Below are 19,670 nucleotides of genomic sequence, written 5' to 3' on the forward strand. Positions count from 1 at the left end.
ACCGCTCCCCGGAGTGCGCTGATGCCCGTCCGGTCTCTCGCCGCGCTACTGGTGCTCGCCTCACCCCTCGCTGCGTCTGCTGCCGAAGTGTCGTTCGAGCGCGAAGTGCTCCCCGTGCTCACGCGGGCCGGGTGCAACGCGGGCGCGTGCCACGGCAACCTCAACGGCAAGGGCGGGCTGAAGCTCTCGCTCAAGGGCGAAGAGGTGACCGGAGACTTCGCCGTTCTCACGCGCGACATGCTCGCACGACGAATCGACCCCATTAAGCCCGACGAGAGTCTTCTTCTCCAAAAGGCCACCGCACAGGTGCCGCACGAAGGCGGGGCGCGCTTCGCGAAGAGCGCTCCCGAGTACGCGGTCCTTCGCGATTGGATCGCGCGCGGCGCCAAGTTCGATGCGCCGGGCGGGGCCGCTCTCACCAAACTCACGGTCACCCCCGCGAGTCAAATCCTGGTGGACCCGGCCGATCGCTTTCAGGTCAAAGCGCTCGCACATTTCTCCGACGGCACCACGCGCAACGTCACTTCGCTCGCCGCGTTCGAGTTCACCGCAGTTGGTGTCGCGAAGATCACGCCCGTGGGCGAAGTGGTCCGCGAACAAACTGGCGAGGTCGTGCTGCTCGTGCGGTACCTCTCGCACGTCGAACCGGTCCGCATCGTCTTCCTGCCGGACCGCCCGGTTCCCGACACGGTCAACTTCCCCACGAATAACGCGATCGACCGATTGGTGTTCGCGCAGTTGAAAGAGTTGCGTCTGAAGCCGGCGGAATTGTCCCCCGACCACGTTTTCTTGCGTCGGGCGTTTCTTGATGCACTCGGCGTTCTGCCCACGCCCGCCGAAACGCGCGCGTTTCTTGATGACACCGATCCGAAGAAGCGCGCGAAACTGATCGATTCCCTCCTCGCGCGCCCCGAGTTCGCCGAGTATTGGGCACAGAAGTGGTCGGACCTTTTGCGCAACGAAGAGAAGTCGCTCGACAAGAAGGGCGTCGCGGTGTTCTACCGGTGGATCGCGGCCCAACTCGCCGCGGACCGGCCCCTCAACGAATTCGCACGCGACATCATCGCCGCCCGCGGAAGCACTTATGCGAATCCGCCCGCGAACTTCTGGCGCGCGGTCCGCGACCCGTTGATGCGTTCGGAATCCGTTGCGCAAGTGTTCCTCGGCATCCGTATCGGCTGCGCGCGGTGCCACAACCACCCGTTCGACCGGTGGACGATTGATGATTACTACGGCTTCGGGGCGCTGTTCGCCCGCATCGATTACCGCATTTTAGAGAACAACAAGAAGGACAATCTGGACAAGCACGAGTTCGTGGGCGAGCAGATCGTGTGGCAGAACCGCACGTCGGAGATGCCGAACCCGCGCACGAAGCTGTCCGCGAAACCGCGCTTCTTGGGCGCCTCCACACCGGAAATGGGTGAAAGCGCCGACCGGCTCGCCGCCGTCGCGGACTGGATCGCGGCGCCGAGTAACCCGTTCTTCGCAAAGGCGCAGGTGAACCGGATCTGGTTGCACCTGATGGGGCGCGGACTGGTCGACCCGAACGACGACTTCCGCGCGACCAACCCGCCGACGAACCCGGAGTTACTCGCTTGGCTCGCGGAAGACTTTGCCAAAGGCGGATTCCGCCTCAAGCGCACCGTGAAGACGATCATGCTGAGCCACACCTACCAACTGAGTGCGACGGTGCGCGACAGTACCACGATGGGTGACGACCTCCACAACTCGCACGCGACCGTAATGCCGCTGGAAGCGGAGCAATTGCTCGACGCCCTCGCACAAGTGACCGGCGTGCCGGTGCAGTTTAAGGGGTACCCGCTCGGGATGCGTGCGAACCAGATCCCGGCCCCGCCCCAATCCGGCCGGCGCGGGTTTGAAGGCATGAGCGAGCGCTTCCTGAAGGTATTCGGGAAACCCGACCGCCTGCTCACCTGCGAGTGCGAACGCAACGACGACCCGGGCTTGCTCCAGGCGTTCCAGCTCATTACGGGTGAGTTGATGAACACGCTGGTGCGAGATTCCAACAACCGGCTCGGCAAGATGCTCTCCGCCGGTAAAACGGACGCGGAGATGCTCGACGAGTTCTACCTCGCCGCGCTGTGCCGGTCACCAACTTCGACCGAAGCGAAGAAACTGCTCGCGTACCTCGCGGCCGCGAAGGATCGCCGCGCCGCGTGGGAAGACGTGCTCTGGGCGCTGCTGAATAGCAAGGAATTCTTGCTGAGACGATAGTGCCGTTCCGAGTGCTTGCGGGCGAACGAGCCGCGACCGCAAGGGAGCGGGGAACGACTCCCATGTTAACCAGGATTCCGCGAACCGACTGTGCCTCATAGTGGGCTAGCGAGCCGCTTTGCGCGGAGGTGCCTCCCGCTCCCTTGCGGTCGCGGCTCGTTACAAGAAAACTGGATTAGCCCCGAAGGGGCGGCAGATAGTAGCCAGGGGTGGAACCCCTGGCGCTGCCCGCCGGGGGTTCCACCCCTGGCGCGCTGCCCGCCGGGGTTGTGCGTCGCTCCACCAAGGGTTGCGCGTTGCTCCACCCCTGGCTACCATCTGCCGCCCCTTACGGGGCTTGAAGACAAGGGCGCTGCCATGCCTCACACTTCGTTTCCCTCCCGTCGGGCCGTTCTCCGCGTCGGCGGAGCGTCGCTTCTCGGGCTGTCGTTCCCGGAAATGCTGCGCGCGGCGGAAGCGCCGAAGGCCAAGCACCGCGCCACGGCCAAGAGCGTCATCTTCTTGCACCAGTGGGGCGGACCGGGGCAACACGAAACGTTCGACCCGAAGCCCGATGCGCCGGACAACGTGCGCGGGTGGTACGGCGCTACCAAGACAAAACTACCGGGCGTGATCTTCGGCGAGCGCATCCCGAAGATCGCGGCAATGGCCGACAAGCTGACCATCGTGCGCTGTATGCAGCACACGATGAAGAACCACAACTCCGCGGGGTACTACAGCCTCACCGGAGTCGCGCCGCCCACCGATGACCAGCGCCTCCGCGACTCGCTCGAACTGTTCCCCGCTTACGGTTCCCTTGTCGATAAGCTCGCGCCGGCGCCGAAAGGCGTTGCCACGTTCGTCGCGTACCCGCACGTCATCGCGGACGGGTCCATTACTCCGGGCCAGCACGCGAGCTTCTTGGGCAAAGCCCACAGCCCGCTGTTCGTGAACCAAGACCCGAGCCGGGCCGACTTCAAGTTGCCGGAACTCACGCTGCCGGACAATTTGAGCGTCGAACGTCTGGAGAGCCGCAAGGACATTCTGAAGTTGATTGACGAGCAGAGTGACCTGCTCGAAACCTCGCTGGTCGCGCAGGGACTGGACGAGAGCTATCAGAAGGCGGTGGCGATGCTCACCAGCCCGCGCTTCAAGCAGGCCTTCGATCTCACAAAGGAGAGCAAGAAGACGCGAGACGCCTACGGGCGCACGACCTATGGCCAGGGGTGCTTGCTCGCGCGGCGCGTGGTCGAAGCCGGTGCGAAGTTCGTGAACGTGTACTTCTCGCGCGCCATTGGCGGGAAGGGACAGGGCTGGGACTACCACGGGTTCAACAAGGAGAGCGTCACGGACCGGCTCGACGAACTGCTGCCGATGACCGACCAGACGCTGCCCGCGCTCCTCACCGACCTCGAAGACCGCGGGATGCTGGACGATACGCTCGTGGTGTGGGTGGGCGAGTTCGGGCGCACCCCGAAGATCAGTTCCAATGGGGGACGCGACCACTGGCCGCAGTGCTATTGCGCCGTTCTCGCTGGAGGTGGGGCGAAACGCGGGTTCGTCTACGGCGCCAGCGACAAGCTCGGCGCGTACTCCACCGTGGGCCAGGCGCGCCCGGAAGACCTCGCGGCGACGATGTTCGAGGCGCTCGGGATCGACCCGGAAACCGAGGTCCGCGACAAACTGAACCGCCCGCTGCCGATCGCACGCGGGAAGCCGATGCGCGAACTGTTCAGTTAAGCCGAGACTTTTGCTTTGCACCACTCGGAATACGGTAGGCGGTAGAAAGTGACGACTCCCTGATGAAGCACTTCGCCTTCCGCCGTTACCGCTTTTCCATTCCGAACCCAGATCACAGGTTTACCCTGCTCTTCGTGAAGCTCGACTTGGAATAGTGGACAGCGGACGTCCATTTGGATTTGAAAGTGATCGGAATCAACGGGTTCCACCAGGAGGAGTGGTGTCCTGTTACTACCTCGGATCAATAGTGAACCTTGCGATTTTACCGCAGGAAGGAGTTCGGGAAGGAATCGTGCTTCAATGTCTTTCTTGGTCATGAAGCGAGGAGGCGTCCTCTGGTATTGAGCTGTGAAAATCGCGAGTGCATCGTCTTGATCGCTGAAAAGCACCAAACGTTTCTCTTTCCAATCTGCCATTCCTGCCGCGCGATACGTCTGCTGCCTCCGCATCTTTCCGACACGAATGCTGATTGTCCCTCGCGCTGTGATGTTTTGCGCATGGAAGATACTGTGACAGATGCGGCACATCAGAGCACATTTGTCGATTTCGTCCAATTGTTCGCTTGATAGATTACGGCGAATCAGGTTCTCATAATCAGGGGCCTTCTTTTTGGGGTTGATGTGATTGAACTCGAAACCGTTTAGAGTGTGGAAGCGAGCCAGATTTTCTCGAACATCGCGCCCACAAAAAACACATTTTCCGCCAGCGTACTCGTAAAGCTGCAATCGGTTTGCTGCCACAAATCCTCCTTGCTTATGGACATAATTGCACTGTATCACCACTTGCAGAGGCGGCTCAAGGCGCGATTCACCTAAATTTGCACAGCTATCAATGGGAGGTTCCGATTATGCCACTGATTAGTGCTGCTTTGGGATCGCCTACGGTGCAGGTTCAGTCATGACGAACATCACACCGCTATCACGATCAGTGTTCTTCGGATCGGAGCGGTTATCCCGATCTTTGCCAAGAGGTATTGTTTCTATTCTCGGCGTCCCCTGAAGTGACACAAGTCGTCCTTGCGGGTCAGCGCTCGTCAGCAGAGGATAGGCCTGTCGCCGTAATCCGTATTCGGGAGGCCGATGATGCGCCCCACATATTCGTTTCCCGAGGCCGTGGTCGAAGCGATCGCGCGTGATCGGTATGGGCACCCGGACCCGCGCGTTCAGGAGCGCATGGAGATCCTTTGGCTCAAGAGCAAGAACCAGACCCACGGGTGCATCGCCGAGCTGGCCAATGTGTCGCGGTCCACGGTCCAGCGGGTGCTGCGGATCTTCGCGGTCAAAGGTCTGGACGGCGTCCGGTCGTTCGGTTGGAAAGGCCAGCCCAGCGCCCTGACGCCGCACCGGGCCACGATCGAAGAGGAGTTCCGCGCGCGTCCGCCGCACACGGCTCACGACGCGGCGCGGCGGATCGAGGAGCGGACCGGCGTCCGACGGAAGCCATCACGGGTCCGTAAGTTCCTGAAGGACGACCTGGGGATGAAGTGCCTGAAGGTGGCCCCAATCCCGGTCCCACCGAAGAAGACCGTCGTGGAACACGCCCGAACGCAGGCGGACTTTTTAAAAGGCGGAACTGGAACCGAAGCTGGCGCAGGCTCGGGGCGGTAACCGGACCGTGTATTTCGTAGACGCGTCGCACTTCGTGTTGGCGTCGTTCCTGGGGTGGGTGTGGTGCTTCGTGCGGCTGTATGTGCGGGCGGCGAGTGGCCGGCAGCGGTACAACGTGCTGGGCGCGCTCAACGCGGTCACGCACGAACTGGTGACGGAGATCAACACGACCTACATCACGGCGACCTCGGTGTGTGCGTTGCTCCGCACGATCGCGAACCGAGGGATGCCGATACCGGTCACGTTGGTGATGGACAACGCCCGGTACCAGCGGTGCGCGTTGGTGCAGGGCGCGGCCAAGGAGTTGGGTATCGAGTTGCTGTTCCTGCCGAGTTACTCGCCCAACCTGAACCTGATCGAGCGACTGTGGAAGTTCGTCAAGATGGAAGTTCTGAACAGCCGCCACCATCAGGATTTCAAAAAGTTTCAGGACGCCATCGACGGGTGCCTGGCTGATCTGACGACCAAACACCGCCAGAAGCTGGCCACTCTGTTGACGCACAACTTCCAGACCTGGGGCAATGTGTCACTCCTGAATGCGTAAAGCATAAATCCTCTCTTCTTCGCGCTTCGGAACTGCGCAGGTAGGCTTCGTGACAGCCGCGTCCTTAATATGGCCTCGGTACTGTCCGCTATGCGCCGGCTTCGGTGTGCAACAACGCGAACACCTCGCCTTTGACTTCACAGCAATTTGCGCCTAATCTGCACGGTACCCACCTCACGCACTTCCACCCGCGCGGAGCACGTCAGCGTGTTACCAAAATTCCGCTCCTGCCGAGGCCCCGATCGCCGCGACGTTATGCGGTTCGGCTCGGTCGGTCTCGCGTCCGCGGCCCTCGGTCCGCTCTCTGCACACAAGACGCCAGCGGCCGATGCGACCACAAACGACCCGGCGGTCATCTTTGTCTGGCTCCCGGGCGGTCCGCCGCACCAGGACACGTTCGACATGAAGCCGGATGCGCCTGATGAGTACCGCGGCGCGTTCAAACCGATCAAAACCAACGTCACCGGAATCCAGATTTGCGAGCACCTACCGCAACTCGCGAAGGTGACGGACCGGTACTCGATCATCCGCTCGGTGGCGCACACGTTCGCGGACCACGGCGGTGGGCACAAGCGGTTCCTCACCGGGCGCGACCCGCTCCAACAGGTCGGCTTCGTGAACGACACGCCGATGGTCGGGTCAATGGTCGCAGAGGTGCTGAAGTCGAAGCGGGCCGCGGTCCCGAACTACATCGCGGGCGTCGACGGCGGGCGCCAGCAGATCGACACGTTCAGTTTCGGCTCCGCGTACCTCGGGCCGCAATCGCACCCGCTGTTCGTCCCGGGCGACCCGGCCGATAGCAAGTTCGAGGTGAAGAACCTCTCGGCGCTACCGGGAACCGAAGAGAAGTTGAAAGATCGTCTCGCACTGCTTAGCAAATTCGATGCGCCGTTGATCGGCCCGGACCTCGCGGGCCGCGCCGAGGGCATGAACGCCGCCCGCGCTCGTGCGCTGGATCTCATCACAACGGACACCGCGAAGCATGCCTTCGATCTCACGAGAGAATCCCCGAAAACGCGCGCCCGGTACGGGATGCACCGCTACGGACAGCGGGCGCTGCTCGCCCGGCGGCTCGTGGAGGCGGGCGCGTCGTGGGTCACGATGGTGATGGAGAACGCGACCCCGCCGGGCGCGGATCTGAAGAAGGACCACACGTACAACTGGGACTCGCACGCGGTCAACTGCCACATCTTTGAGGACACGCGGTACAAGCTCGGCTTCCTCGATCAGGCGATCTCGGCACTGATCGAGGACTTGTACGCGCGCGGGCTGAACAAGCGTGTGTTGCTCGTGGTGACGGGCGAGTTCGGGCGCACGCCGCGCGTCGAGTACGATAAGGCGACCGGTCGACCGGGGCGAGATCACTGGCCCCAGGCGCAGAGCATTTTGGTGAGCGGTGCGTGCAAGACGGGTATCACGGTGGGCAGCACGACCGCAAAGGCCGAGGTGCCGAAGGGCCGCCCGCTCACGCCGAACGATTTGTGGGCGACGGTGTTCACGCACCTGAACATCGACTTCAACGCGACCAGTTTCACGGATGGTACCGGCCGCCCCATCCCGATGCTGCCCCACGGTGATGTCATCAGCGAGTTGGCGTGACGGCACCCGGCAGGGCTTCGTGTGATCGCGGTCCGGTCAATTGATCTGCACGATGCCGCCCTTCACGGTCGTCACTCCCGCGCCTTCGACCGCGACCATTGGGCCTTCCACCTTCACCTGAGCGTCGCCCTTCAGGTTCACGTTCGGCGCCTTCACGGTCACGCCGGCCGGGGCGACTTCCACTGAACTCGCGGTGGCTTTGAGCGTCACCTTCGCGGCGTCGATCAAGATCCCGCTCGAATCGATGACGATCTTGTTCGCACCCACCTTCAGCGTGATGGACGTACCGGCCTCGATCTCGATGCTCCCCGCGGTCGCCTTAACGCCGATGTTGCCCTTCGCGACGGTCAGCGTGTCGTTGCCCGTATCGACACCCGCCACGCGGTTGCCCTTCGTAACGGTGTGCGTGTCGTTGCCCTTTGACACCGTGATGCTGCGGTTCCCCTCCTGTACGGTCACGGTGTAGTCGGACTTCACGTCAACGGTGCGGGTGCCCTTACTGACCGTCAGCGATTCGTTACCCTCGGACACCGTGACGCTGCGGTTGCCCTTGCTCACGAGCAGCGTGTCGTTGCCCTTCGAGACGGTCCGGTCGCGGTCGCCCGTTTCGATGGTGATCTTCTCGAAACCCTCTTGTACCGTCAGCGTGCGGTTGTTCTTGATCTGAATGAACTGGTCGTGTTCGACCTTCAGGTCGTCGTCGTTCTCCACGAACCGGTGGAAGTCCTTCTGCGCGTGGAAGTAAATGTCCTCCTTGCCCTTCGCGTCCTCGAACCGCAGTTCGTTGAAGTCCGCTTCTCCGCCGCCTTTAGTGGATCGCGTTTTTAACCCGCTTTGCGTCATGTTCGCGGGCAGCGCGTAGGGCGGCATTTGTTCGGCGTTGTACACGCGGCCCGTGATGAGCGGGCGGTCCGGATCGCCCTCGAGGAACTCGACCACCACCTCTTGCCCGATTCGGGGCGTGAAGACCATGCCCCACTGTTTGCCGGCCCACATCTCGGACACGCGAATCCAGCACGAACTGTTCTCGTCCTTCTTGCCGAGCCGGTCCCAGAAGAACTGCACCTTCACGCGCCCGTACTTGTCGGTGTAAATCTCCTCGCCGCTCGGCCCGACGACCACGGCCGTTTGCGCGCCCGAAATTGCGGGGCGCGGGGTCGATGGTGCGGGGCGGAACGGTACCGCCGCGGGCGCGACGACGAACGTGTTCGAGTAGTCGGCCGCGCCGGGGCCACCTCCGGCCCAATCCTCGCTCGCGTTGTGTTCTACTTCGAGGAACACGTAGCTGCCGTCATCAGACGGGTGGTTCTCCAGTGTGAATTTGCCCCCGGGGGCGAAGGACGAGCACCGGCTCGTGCCGGTCGCGGTGTCGTACCCGGCCTCCACTTCTTCCATGCGCGCCTTCGCGAGTGTGGTGCCGTCGCCCGCGACCGGGTACCCGCCGGGGTAGTCGAACAGCTCGAAACCGCTGATGCCGGTGAGCGCGACGGTGGTGTCCGCGTCCTTCAGCAAGTTCGTGGCCGGGGTCTCGAAGTTGTAATCGGTGTGCGTGACCTTCCCCGAGCGGAACGCGAACCGCCGGTCCCAACTCGACACGCTCTCCGCGCCGGGCACGTCCGGCCGGTACTCGACGGTTCCGTGCGGGGCACAGTCGAACGCGGCCGAGGGCGCATCGGCCAGGACCAGCGTGTGCTGCCCCTCCTTGAACTCGAAGAAGTAGTAAATGCCGTACTCTTCCATGAGCCGCGACACAAACGCGAACGCGGTCTCGCGGTACTGCACGCAGTACTCGCGCGTCGGGTACGTCCCCTGGAGCTGCTTCTTGTAGTCGGTGAGCCCGAGCCGGTCGAACGTGCTCGTGATGATCGCGTCCACGGTCATGTTCTGGAAAATGCGGCAATCCGTGGTGCGCGTGAGGAACCACAACCAGGGGACCACTTCGGCGCGGTAGGCGCGCAGGCCGCGACTCGCACTTTCGCCCGCGACGAGCTTCCGCACGAACCCGTGGAACGGGCGCGGGGTGTCGTCGGGCATGTTGAGCGTCCACCCGACTGCCTTACCGACGAGATCGGCTGCGGCGACCGTCAGGTTCTCCGAAACCAGATCGAGCGCGAACTCGAACGGCACGGACAGGCGCTCGCGCCCGCGGAACCCGGTGACGATGAACGTATCAGCTCCGAGCGGGGTCGTGAGCGTGACGAGCCGGCGGTTCTGGGTGAGGGCCATGTCTTTCCGAGTCCCAATCTTTCAGGGTTCCAATCTTTACAGGGTCGAAAGTCGGAGCCGAGCCGAAAGTCGTAAAGGCGAAAGTCGTAAAGTCAGGAAGGCCGAAAGTCGTAAAGGCGAAGACCAATGTGGTTGGTATCTTCGACTTTACGACTTTCGGCCTTACGACTTTCGACTCTGAAAGATTGGGGCCGGGATTACGAAGCGACCGCGGTCGCCAGGTCGTAAGACACGCGCGGGCTGTCGGTGATCGAGTTGTCCTGGCCGTATTCCTTGAACAGGTACTCGATCTTGGTGAAGTTGATCGAGAGGCTCTCGGACGGGCGGTCGCCGCCACTCGACAGCGAGTACCCGCTGATGAGACAGTTGGTCAGCTTGTACTCCGCGTACATGCGGAGCTCCTTGCCGTCGGTCGAGCAGAAGTGGACGGTGCAGTCCACGCCCTTGCCGGTCAGTGCTTCCTGGAGCCACGCGAAGGTGGACTTGTCCATCTGCTTGGAAACCGTAATTTCGCTGACCGAAGGGGCCGACGATTCGCGGTTCGCAGACTTCCCGACCGGCGACCCGATCCCGCGCCCCACGCCCCACTGGAAGCTGTTCACTTCCACCCAGTCCTTGTGCCCCGCCTCGGTCACGTTCCCGACGATCTTCCCGTACTTGACGTAAATCGGCATAACCTGCTCCTCGTTGTGGGGTGAAGCACCCCGGACTCGAACCCGTTGTTTTCTGGGCCGTTGACTCGCGACCCGTGTTGGATGCCTAAATTACGGCGGGCCGCGCGCGATCCTATCACTGATTTTTTCTGCCGAGCCGAAAATCACTTTGCTTCGAGTTCCAAGTTCCAGGTTTGAAAAACATAAGCCCGGCGCTGTTTGGTCTTCAGCTCTGGAACTTGGAACGCTGGAACTTGGAACTCAGATTGGAGAAGGGCTTTTGTTCCGGGCCGCGAGGTGGTCTAATCTGGGTCTGCCTCGTTAGCGCTTTTCGCGGAGATTCGACGTTATGCGGTTCCCTCTCTCCCTCGCCTCGTTATTCGTGCTCGCGCTGCCGGCACTCGCGCAGCAGCCGAAACTGCCGAACCTGCCGCCCGACCTGATGGCGCCCACCGACGCACTCACCCCCGCAGAGGAGCGGAAGGCGTTCACCGTTCCCGCCGGGTTCGATGTGCAACTCGTCGCCAGCGAGCCCGACATCCAGAAGCCGATGCAGATGGCCTTCGACGCGAAGGGGCGGATGTGGGTGACGACCTCGTACCACTACCCGTTCGCGGCGCAGGGCAAGCCCACCGATAAGCTGTTTATCCTCTCCGACTTCGACCCGAAAACGGGCAAGGCCGGGAAGGTGCAGACGTTCGCGGACGATTTGAACATCCCCATTGGCATCCTGCCGCTGCCGGACTGCAAGAGCTGCATCGTGTCGAGCGTCGGTGAGATCCGCAAGTACACGGACGCCGACGGCGACGGCAAGGCAGACAAGATGGAGGTGCTGTTCAGCGGCTTCGGCTCGCGCGACACGCACGGGATGTACAACTCGTACACGCTCATGCCGGACGGCTGGGTGTACTCGTGCCACGGCTTCTCGAACGACAGCACGGTGCGGGGTAAAGACGGCCACGAAGTGAAAATGAACTCCGGCAACACGTTCCGGTTCCGGCCGGACGGCTCGCGGCTCGAGATCTGGACCCGCGGGCAGGTGAACCCGTTCGGGATCGCGGTCGACCCGTGGTTCAACCTGTACACGGCCGACTGCCACTCGAAGCCGATCACGCAACTCGTTCCGGGCGCGTACTACGAGAGCTTCGGCAAGCCGCACGACGGGTTGGGGTTCACCCCGCACGTCACCGCGCACCCGCACAAGAGCACCGGGCTGTGCGGGCTGGTGTGGTACGACGCGGACCACTTTCCGGCGGAGTACAAGAGCACGATGCTCCTCGGGGACGTGGTCAGTAACTGCATCAGCTCCGACAAGATCGTGTGGAAGGGCTCGACCCCGGTCGCGGTGGAGCAGCCCGACTTCCTGACGAGCAAGGACCGGTGGTTCCGCCCGGTGGACATCAAGCTCGGCACGGACGGCGCGCTGTACGTGGCGGACTTTTACAACAAGATCATCGGCCACTACGAAGTGGACCTCAAGGACCCGCGCCGCGACAAGGGACGCGGGCGCATCTGGCGCATCGTGTGGACCGGTAAGGACGGAAAGGCCCCCGCGCCGAAGTTCCACCGCGCCGACTACACGACCGCGACGGACGCGGAACTGGTGGACGACCTGTTCCACCCGAACCTGGCGGTGCGGTTCTTCGCGGGGCACCAGCTCCGGCGCCGCGCGGCGGAGGGGAAGGATCTGAGGGGGGGCGTTAACGGCGAGAAACTGGCGAAGAACCCGGAACTCGCGGCGTCGGTGATCGGCTGGAGCGCGTTCATCTCCGAGGCGCGCCCGCAACCACAGGCGGCAAAAGATTACGAATTGCTGCGGGCGATTCACAAAGACGTGGGCATCAAACCGGAACAACTCACCGGGCACCTGATTCGCGCACTTTCGAGCCGCCCGAAGTGGGACAAAGACGAGCGCGCGATTCTGCTCGGCGCCCTCAAATCGTCCGAATCCGTTCACCAAACGCGGGCCGCGGTCGAGGCCGTTGGCGCACACCCGCACGCGGACTTCGTGCAGCCGCTCGTCGAGGTGTTGCGGAAGTGCCCGGCCGATGACGTGCTGTTGAAGCAAGCGGCCCGGATCGCACTGCGGAACTGCCTCCGCGACGACCCGAAGGCGTGGCCGACGGAGTACCAGGCCGTTTACGCGGATATGGCGCTCGCGATCAACACCCGCGACGCGGCCAAGTACCTCCTGTCCCATATCAGCACGCGGAAGCTGTCTGCGAACCGGTTGCCGCCCGCGGCCGAACACGTCGCGCGTTACGGTGCGGCTGAGGACGAAGAAAGCTTGTTCAAGTCGCTATCGTCTCCGCCGAACGCGGACGCGGTTGTCGCCGCCTTCAAGGGCGTGCAGGCCCGTGGCACGAAGCTCGGGACCGAAGCGACGAAGCATCTCCTGGAGACCGCGCAGGGCGCGATTCACGCGAGTGATTTTGCTGCGGGCCTGCCGCCCGCGGAGGCGATCCGGGCGATCTGGGGCTTGCGGGTTCTTAACACTCTGCCCACCGTGGCCGGCGGAGGCGCGCTGAAGCTGACCGCGGACTCGGTGCAGGCGCTCGGAAACGCCGTCTCTGCCGCGAAAGCTCCCGACGAGGTCCGCATCAGCGCCGCGGAGGTGCTGCTCCGGTACGCGCCCGCGGAGAGCATCAGCGCGGTGCGCAAGCAACTGGCCGTTCCGACAACTCCCGATTCGGTCAAGGTCGGGTTCCTGCTCGTCTTCGCCGCGTCAAACGTACCGGGCGCACAAGTCGAAGCCCGCGACGCGCTGAAAGACCTGCCCTACCGGGTCGCGGTGCCGATCGGCTTGAGTCTTGCCAGCACCCGGGAGGGGGCCGACATTCTGCTCACCGCGGTCAAACAGGGCAAAGCGCCGCAGCGGTTGCTTCAGGAGAAGGCCGTTCTCGAGCGCCTGAAAGCGTCCAACCTGCCGGGCTGGGAGAAGCAGGTCGCGGAATTGACGAAGGGGCTTCCGCCGGCGGACCAGCGGCTCGCGGAACTCATCAAGAAACGCGCGAGCGGGTTCGCGTCCGCGAAGGCCGATAAGGTCGAGGGCGCGAAGCTGTTTACCAAGCACTGCGCCGCGTGCCACAAGATCGGCGACCAGGGCGGTAAGATCGCGCCGCAACTCGACGGCATCGGCGTCCGCGGGTTGGAGCGATTGCTCGAAGACGTGCTCGATCCGAACCGGAACGTCGACCAGGCGTTCCGCGCGCGGTCGATCAGCACGAGCGACGACCGCACGATTACGGCGCTGATGCTCCGGGTCGAGGGCGAGGTGCTGGTGGTCGCGGACCTGGAGGGCAAGGAGAAGCGCATCCCGCTGAAGGAGATCACGCTGAACCGCGAGACGATGCTCTCCGCGATGCCCGCGAACTTCAGCGACGTGGTCCCCGAAGCCGACTTCTACCACATCGTCGCGTACCTGCTCGACCAGAAGGCGAAAGACCTACCGAAGAAGTAAAATAAAGGAGAAGGGCAAAGAGAAATTCGCCACAGATGAACGCAGATAAACGCGGATTAGAGCAGAGCCATTGTTAAGAAGAGTTACCCGCAGCGCGACTGCCTGAAGCCCTCCTTGAATTGGTCTGATCCGTGTTTATCTGCGTTCATCTGTGGCGAATTCTGCTTTTCTTAGCTCAGCCCCTCGAACAGTGTCGTCCCAATTCGCACGAGCGTCGCGCCCTCTTCCACCGCGACCTCGAAATCGTTGCTCATTCCCATCGAGAGCTCGGGCAGCGCGAGCCCCGTTCGCGTACTCAGCGCGTCGCGGAGTTCGCGCAGGGCCACGAACGTTGGTCGCGCCGATTGCGGATCGTCCGAGTAGGCGGCCATCGTCATCAGCCCGCGAACGGTGACGCCGGCGAGTGCCGCTAGCTTGTCGCCCAGTGGATGAACCGCGTCCGGCGCGAACCCGCCCTTGCTCGCTTCACCGCTACAGTTCACTTCGAGCAGCACCGGTATTGCGGTCCCGCGCTTGCGACCGAAGGCGTCGAGCGCGTCGAGTACGCGCTCGCTGTCAACGGAGTGAACGAGCGCGACGAGCGGAATCGTGCGGTCGATCTTGTTCCGCTGGAGGTGCCCGATCAGGTGCCAGTTCACGCCCGGCACGGCTTCGGCCTTCTTCCACAGTTCTTGCGGCCGGCTCTCGCCGAGGTCGCGTAACCCCAGATCCGCAACGACCGCGGCCACCTTCGGGGTCACGGTCTTGGACACCGCGACGAGCGTGACGCCCGCGGGGTCGCGGTTCGCGCGCCGGCACGCCTCGGCGATGCGCGCGCGGGCGCCCGCGATTCGTTCGGCCAATACGGAACGCAGTTCGGAATCGTCCATGTTCAACCGGGGGGCCAGGTCATGTCGCGCCCACCGAGCAGGTGGACGTGCAGGTGCGGCACCGTTTGCCCGCCGTGCTCGTTGCAGTTGATGACGAGCCGGTACCCGTTCGATAGACCAAGTTCCTTCGCCAACTTGATCGCGACGAGGTGCAGGTGCCCGAGCAGCGCCTGGTCCTCGGCCGTGGCGTCGTCGTGCGTGCGGATCACCTTTTTGGGGATGATGAGCACGTGGACCGGCGCCTGCGGCTTGATGTCGTGGAACGCGAGGCACGAATCGTCTTCGTAGGCGATCTTCGCGGGGATCGTTTTGTCGATGATCTTCAGGAAGAGGTTGTCGGCGAACACGTCGGGTTCCTCCAATCGGGGAATGCCGTTACCATACGCGCGAAGAACCTCACCCCCCAGTCCCCTTCCCTAAGAAGGAAGGGGAGCAAGAACCAAACACAATAGACGTCACGCTGTCCGCGGCGGTTTTAACCCCTCCCTTTTTGGGAGAGGGGGTTGGGGAGAGGTTGCTTATGCCCTGGGTCGTCGGGATCGATGAAGCGGGTTACGGACCGAACCTCGGTCCGCTCGTGCAAGCGGCGGTCGCGCTGAACTTGCCCGATGGCGACCCCGCGGGTTGGGGCACGCTGAAGCCCGTGGTCCGGCGCGCGCACGAGAAGCCCGACGGCCGGCTCCTTATTGACGACTCGAAGAAGGTCTACACACGCGGCGGCCTCGAAGCCCTCGAACGCGGGGTCTGGTCGATTGTCGGGGCCGATCCGCACACGATCCACGATTTCCTCTGGAGCAGTGGCGATGTGCCCGCGTGGGGTGAAGAACTCCTGGCGGAATCGTGGTTCGATGGGGGTGCCTCGATCCCGTTACACATTGATCCCGGTGCGGAATGGGAAGCGTCCGAGCCGGTTCGGACCGCGATCAATCACCAGTGGTGCGGCGATTACCGCATCGTACCCGCGCCGCGCTTCAATCGCATGGTGGACGAGTACGGGTCGAAGGGCACGATCCTCGGGCGCGGGCTGATCGAACTGCTCACTTCGTTAACGGACGCGGTGCCGGCCGACGGCCAACCGATCGTGTTTGCGTGCGACAAGCAGGGCGGGCGGAACTTCTACGCGAGCATCCTTCAGGAAGCGTTCCCGGACGGGTGGGTGGTCGCCGAGCGCGAATCGGCCGAGGAGAGCCGGTACCGCATCGAGCACACGCCGCGCGAAATATCCATCACCTTCCGCCCGCGGGCCGACGGCGACAGCGTGTCCGTGGCGCTGGCGTCGATGCTGTGCAAGTACCTGCGCGAAGTGTGCATGAAGCAGTTCAACCGCTTTTGGGCCACCCGCGTTCCCAGCATCGCGCCCACCGCCGGTTACCCGATGGACGCGAAACGGTTCTTCACCGAGATTCAGCCCGCGATGGCGAAGCTCGGCCTCACTGCCGATCAGGTGTGGCGGAAGAAATAGCGGAACATTCGCGCGGTACGAGGCGACTGCCGATATTCAGGCGAACGGCCGGTGTAAGCCGGCCGGTATTCAGGCGAACGGCCGGTGTCAGCCGGCCGGTATTCAGGCGAACGGCCGGTGTCAGCTGGCCGGTATTCAGGCGAACGGCCGGTGTCAGCCGGCCGGTGAGAATGCAAAAACCAACGCGGTGATTTCTTCGCGCACCGGCCGACTGACACCGGCCGTTCGCCCTGATACCGATTAATCCAGATCCCACACCACCACGTCGCCGTTCGCGGAACCGACCGCGGCGAGCGTCCCGTCCGGGCTGATCGCGACCGCACTGAGGCGGTCGAGGCGCCACGAGTAGCGGTTCACGCGGTCGAGGGCGTGCGTGTCGAACACGTGAACGGTTTCGTCGTTACTTGTGACGAACAGCCGGTGCCCGTTCGGGTGGTACGCGAACGCGGTGAAGTGCTTCTTGTTGTCACTGCGTGCCAGGCGCGGGTCGCCCCCCTCCGGCAGTGACCACGCGAGAAGGGTCGCGTCGTTGATGCCGACGATCTGCTTGCCGGTCGGGTGGAACGCGAGCTTCCCCGCATAACTGTACGGGTACGTGCCGACGCTCTGGGCGACGGACGTGGCCGCGTCCCGTACTTCGAGTCGGTGCTTTTGTTCCCACCACCGGTCCGCGTCCGTCGCCCGAGTGAACATCGCGAACCGGTCCCCGGGCGGTGCGAGCGTCACGCTACCGACGGACAGGTCGCGCGTGGAAATCTGCCACTGGCGCACCCATTCCTCTTCCTTCCACCGCCACCCGGCCAGAACGTGGTCCGGCAAACCGTGAACGCAAACGAGGTGCGTGCCGTCGGCGCCGAGCTTCCACGCGGTCGCCGTCGCGAGGAGGGCCGGGTACTCGCTGGTCGCGTCGCGGGTGTCGCGGTCGTAGGTGCGCCGGCCGTCGAAGAGTTGCCACGACAACTGCCGCCCGTCGGCGGAGAAGTTGAGTCCGCCGGCCCGGTACTTACCGCCGATTTCCAGCCGCACGGGCGCGATGTTCGGCGAGTCGAGGTTCCACAGGAGGGCGTTCTCTTCCTCGACGATCGCGGCAACGGCGCGGCTATCCGGGCTGAACGCCACGTCTAGCACTTTGCCCAGCGCCGTTTTGAGTACCCTCATGCCCCTTCCCCCATCAGGGAAGAATAGCGCGCCCCGCGCCCTCGCGCCAGGCGCCGGCGCGATAAAGACATGCGCTATCTGGGCTTTCCCGTGACGGCGCGACGCATCGTAACGGGTCTTCCGGGCTTGACGCACCGGTTACACGGGCGGACACCTTTGCCCCCGTTCGAGTGAGCGTTCCCACGACCGACCGCAGAAACAGTTGATTCACCCACACGATTAAGCAACCGACGCACGAGTAATCTGTCGTTCCTGGGACCGCGGGCATCCCGCCCGCTGCCTTACACTTCCACTTTCTTCCACTTCCCGCTGGCGAAGCGGATCGCGAAGAACGTTCCGCGCACCCACAAGTCGGAGCACATTGCCACCCACGCCCCCAATAGTCCCAGGTCGTAACCCGGGACCACACCGAGCGGTCCCAGATCGACTTGCGGAGCGGTGAGGAGGTGCGCGAGCGGAATGCGCACGCCCAGGAACCCGAACCAACTGAACAGCACCGGCACGCGCGAGTCGCCGGCGCCGCGTAGCGCGGCCGTAAAGATGATCTGTGACGCCAGTGCCGGCATTGCGCACGCGATCAGTCGTAACGCCGGTACGCCCGCATCAACAATGGGCTGCAGGTTCGGGTCCGGGCAGAACACGCGGAACATCGGTTCCGCCAGCAGCACGAACAGCAGTCCCATGAAGGACATCACGCCGCCGCCGATGGCGTAAGCGGTCCACCCGCTCCGGGCCGCGCGGTCCGGGGTTCGTGCGCCGAGGTTCTGCCCCACGAGCGCCATCGCGGCCGTTCCGAACGCCGCACCAGAGAGGAAGCCGAGCGCTTCCCATTTGAGCGCGATGCCGTGGGCGGACGCGGCCGTGTCGCCCAGGCGGTTCACCAGGCTGAGGAACCACAACTGACAGAACGCGGCCGACAGGCTATCGATCGCGGCCGGCACGCTCACCCACAGCAGTCGGCGAATCAGGCCGATGTCCGGGACGAGGTGTGCGAGGTGAAGTTGTAGGCCCGATTTTCCGCGCGCGAGGATTACGAGTAGTGTGATGCACCCGATGACGTGGCTGATTCCCGTGCCGAGCGCGATCCCGACGAAGCCGATCCCCGGTAGCGGACCGACACCGAAGCACAGCCCCCACGCGAGCGGCACGTTCAAGACCGCGACCAGGCCGAGCACTTTAAGCCCGGTGCGCGTGTCCCCCGCGCCGGCCAAACACGCGGCGCACGCCGATTCCGTGATCTGGAACGCGAGCAGCGCGGCCAGTGGCATGAGGTACTCGACGCACACGCGGGCCGCGTCGCCGGTGAGCTTCAGCGCTTCGATGAGGCTCGGCAGCCCCAGGACCGCGGCAACCGTGCCGAGCACCCCGAACACGACCGCGAGCACCACCGCTTGCCCGGTCGCGTGCTTGGCGAGTGCCCAATCTTTGGCCCCGACGAACCGCGCCACGAGCGCGGTACTCCCCACGCTCACCAAAACGGTGTAGCTCGAAACGAACCAGTAGAGGTAGCCGGCGGTGTTCAGCGCGGAGAGGTAACCGATGCGCTGGTTCGGATCGGGCAACTCGAACCGCCCCGCGAGGAACTGATCCGAGAGTTGGACAACGAGGTGGAGGTACTGCTGCGCGAGCGCCGGGAGAGCGAGGGCCAGCACCTGCCGCCAGAGAGGTCGCGACAGTGCTTCGGGTGGTGCCGCGGGATTGGCCATCGCCACATTTTAGGGACGGCGCTCGGCGGTGAAGGGTTACTTCTTCGCGGTCTTCCGGCGGGTCTTGGTATTGGTCGATACCGGAGGGGCTTCGGGCTTGGCCCGCAGGATCACGCGGAAGCTGCCGAGCGACAGAACGCCGAGCACGTCCGGGGTCGTACCGGGGGTGAACACGTCCGGGCGCAACCGGTAAATCACCTGGCGCCCGTCCTTCTCGTCCTCCAGCACGCCGGCCTGACGCATCACCCCGAGGTGGTGCGACATGTTCACCATCTTGATGTCCACGAGTTCCGCAAGTTTGCCCACGTGCTGGGGGCCTTTGGCCAACTGCCACAAGACGCACAAGCGGGTCGGCTCGGCCACGGCATCGAGCAACGCGGCCACTTTGCGAGCTTCTGCAAACTCGGTCATATTGGCACCAGTAGACGCCGT

The 19,670-nt window shown here is 63.7% G+C and carries 15 protein-coding genes; 7 read left to right on the plus strand and 8 right to left on the minus strand.

What is annotated here, in order from left to right; genetic code table 11:
- Positions 1–21 precede the first annotated feature (21 nt).
- Together J8F10_RS18520 and J8F10_RS18525 are read left to right on the plus strand one after the other, a co-directional pair.
- Entirely contained in the window at positions 22–2,235 is a 2,214-nt protein-coding gene (locus J8F10_RS18520) for a DUF1549 and DUF1553 domain-containing protein (protein ID WP_210656143.1), read from the plus strand.
- 357 nt (positions 2,236–2,592) lie between these two features.
- Positions 2,593–3,954 carry a DUF1501 domain-containing protein gene (locus tag J8F10_RS18525; protein ID WP_210656146.1) on the plus strand — a complete coding sequence of 454 codons (1,362 nt, stop codon included), beginning with the start codon at positions 2,593–2,595 and terminating at the stop codon, positions 3,952–3,954.
- Here the strand turns inward: J8F10_RS18525 and J8F10_RS18530 are convergent.
- Entirely contained in the window at positions 3,951–4,694 is a 744-nt protein-coding gene (locus J8F10_RS18530) for a hypothetical protein (RefSeq protein ID WP_210656148.1), read from the minus strand. The two genes, J8F10_RS18525 and J8F10_RS18530, sit on opposite strands and share 4 nt — an antisense overlap.
- Before the next feature lie 339 nt (positions 4,695–5,033).
- On the opposite strand from J8F10_RS18530, the gene J8F10_RS18535 reads away from it, so the two are divergent.
- The 3 genes from J8F10_RS18535 to J8F10_RS18545 all read left to right on the plus strand — a co-directional run bounded on the left by J8F10_RS18535 (position 5,034) and on the right by J8F10_RS18545 (position 7,704).
- On the plus strand, positions 5,034–5,561 hold the full coding sequence (locus J8F10_RS18535; protein WP_210652504.1) for a helix-turn-helix domain-containing protein: 528 nt from the start codon (positions 5,034–5,036) through the stop codon (positions 5,559–5,561).
- A 7-nt stretch (positions 5,562–5,568) separates the two neighbouring features.
- Positions 5,569–6,105, plus strand: a complete 537-nt coding sequence (locus tag J8F10_RS18540; protein ID WP_210652505.1) for an IS630 family transposase — start codon at positions 5,569–5,571, stop codon at positions 6,103–6,105.
- A 255-nt stretch (positions 6,106–6,360) separates the two neighbouring features.
- Complete coding sequence (locus tag J8F10_RS18545; protein WP_210656150.1) at positions 6,361–7,704, plus strand: DUF1501 domain-containing protein; 1,344 nt, start codon at positions 6,361–6,363, stop codon at positions 7,702–7,704.
- A gap of 36 nt (positions 7,705–7,740) precedes the next feature.
- Here J8F10_RS18545 and J8F10_RS18550 read toward each other — a convergent pair whose 3' ends face one another.
- Both J8F10_RS18550 and J8F10_RS18555 read right to left on the minus strand, forming a co-directional pair.
- A complete protein-coding gene (locus J8F10_RS18550) occupies positions 7,741–9,930 on the minus strand; it encodes a type VI secretion system Vgr family protein (RefSeq protein ID WP_210656152.1) in 2,190 nt (729 codons plus the stop codon).
- Between the two features lie 197 nt (positions 9,931–10,127).
- On the minus strand, positions 10,128–10,604 hold the full coding sequence (locus tag J8F10_RS18555) for an Hcp family type VI secretion system effector (protein ID WP_210656154.1): 477 nt from the start codon (positions 10,602–10,604) through the stop codon (positions 10,128–10,130).
- Between the two features lie 328 nt (positions 10,605–10,932).
- On the opposite strand from J8F10_RS18555, the gene J8F10_RS18560 reads away from it, so the two are divergent.
- Positions 10,933–14,043 carry a PVC-type heme-binding CxxCH protein gene (locus tag J8F10_RS18560; protein WP_210656162.1) on the plus strand — a complete coding sequence of 1,037 codons (3,111 nt, stop codon included), beginning with the start codon at positions 10,933–10,935 and terminating at the stop codon, positions 14,041–14,043.
- Between the two features lie 170 nt (positions 14,044–14,213).
- Here J8F10_RS18560 and J8F10_RS18565 read toward each other — a convergent pair whose 3' ends face one another.
- Together J8F10_RS18565 and J8F10_RS18570 are read right to left on the minus strand one after the other, a co-directional pair.
- A complete protein-coding gene (locus J8F10_RS18565) occupies positions 14,214–14,912 on the minus strand; it encodes a YggS family pyridoxal phosphate-dependent enzyme (RefSeq protein ID WP_210656164.1) in 699 nt (232 codons plus the stop codon).
- Positions 14,913–14,914: 2 nt separating this feature from the next.
- Positions 14,915–15,259 (minus strand): histidine triad nucleotide-binding protein, encoded by a 345-nt coding sequence (locus tag J8F10_RS18570; RefSeq protein ID WP_210656166.1) that lies wholly within the window; start codon positions 15,257–15,259, stop codon positions 14,915–14,917.
- Between the two features lie 173 nt (positions 15,260–15,432).
- Here J8F10_RS18570 and J8F10_RS18575 point away from each other — a divergent pair, with 173 nt between their 5' ends.
- Entirely contained in the window at positions 15,433–16,374 is a 942-nt protein-coding gene (locus tag J8F10_RS18575) for a hypothetical protein (RefSeq protein WP_210656169.1), read from the plus strand.
- A 240-nt stretch (positions 16,375–16,614) separates the two neighbouring features.
- On the opposite strand, the gene J8F10_RS18580 is transcribed toward J8F10_RS18575, so the two are convergent.
- From J8F10_RS18580 to J8F10_RS18590, 3 genes are all read right to left on the minus strand, one after another.
- Positions 16,615–17,532, minus strand: coding sequence for a WD40 repeat domain-containing protein (locus tag J8F10_RS18580; RefSeq protein WP_210656171.1), 918 nt, complete (start codon positions 17,530–17,532; stop codon positions 16,615–16,617).
- 281 nt (positions 17,533–17,813) lie between these two features.
- Positions 17,814–19,238 (minus strand): MATE family efflux transporter, encoded by a 1,425-nt coding sequence (locus J8F10_RS18585; RefSeq protein WP_210656173.1) that lies wholly within the window; start codon positions 19,236–19,238, stop codon positions 17,814–17,816.
- 36 nt (positions 19,239–19,274) lie between these two features.
- Positions 19,275–19,649 (minus strand): ArsR/SmtB family transcription factor, encoded by a 375-nt coding sequence (locus J8F10_RS18590; protein WP_210656175.1) that lies wholly within the window; start codon positions 19,647–19,649, stop codon positions 19,275–19,277.
- Positions 19,650–19,670 lie beyond the last annotated feature (21 nt).

This window comes from Gemmata palustris, assembly GCF_017939745.1.
Taxonomy (GTDB): Bacteria; Planctomycetota; Planctomycetia; order Gemmatales; family Gemmataceae; genus Gemmata; species Gemmata palustris.

Bases quoted from the DNA above. Each gene is read 5' to 3' on its own strand.
- J8F10_RS18520 (WP_210656143.1), top strand. From the start codon at position 22: ATGCCCGTCCGGTCTCTCGCCGCGCTACTGGTGCTCGCCTCACCCCTC.
- J8F10_RS18525 (WP_210656146.1), top strand. From the start codon at position 2,593: ATGCCTCACACTTCGTTTCCCTCCCGTCGGGCCGTTCTCCGCGTCGGC.
- J8F10_RS18535 (WP_210652504.1), top strand. From the start codon at position 5,034: ATGATGCGCCCCACATATTCGTTTCCCGAGGCCGTGGTCGAAGCGATC.
- J8F10_RS18545 (WP_210656150.1), top strand. From the start codon at position 6,361: ATGCGGTTCGGCTCGGTCGGTCTCGCGTCCGCGGCCCTCGGTCCGCTC.
- J8F10_RS18550 (WP_210656152.1), bottom strand. From the start codon at position 9,930: ATGGCCCTCACCCAGAACCGCCGGCTCGTCACGCTCACGACCCCGCTC.
- J8F10_RS18555 (WP_210656154.1), bottom strand. From the start codon at position 10,604: ATGCCGATTTACGTCAAGTACGGGAAGATCGTCGGGAACGTGACCGAG.
- J8F10_RS18560 (WP_210656162.1), top strand. From the start codon at position 10,933: ATGCGGTTCCCTCTCTCCCTCGCCTCGTTATTCGTGCTCGCGCTGCCG.
- J8F10_RS18565 (WP_210656164.1), bottom strand. From the start codon at position 14,912: ATGGACGATTCCGAACTGCGTTCCGTATTGGCCGAACGAATCGCGGGC.
- J8F10_RS18575 (WP_210656169.1), top strand. From the start codon at position 15,433: ATGCCCTGGGTCGTCGGGATCGATGAAGCGGGTTACGGACCGAACCTC.
- J8F10_RS18580 (WP_210656171.1), bottom strand. From the start codon at position 17,532: ATGAGGGTACTCAAAACGGCGCTGGGCAAAGTGCTAGACGTGGCGTTC.
- J8F10_RS18585 (WP_210656173.1), bottom strand. From the start codon at position 19,238: ATGGCCAATCCCGCGGCACCACCCGAAGCACTGTCGCGACCTCTCTGG.
- J8F10_RS18590 (WP_210656175.1), bottom strand. From the start codon at position 19,649: ATGACCGAGTTTGCAGAAGCTCGCAAAGTGGCCGCGTTGCTCGATGCC.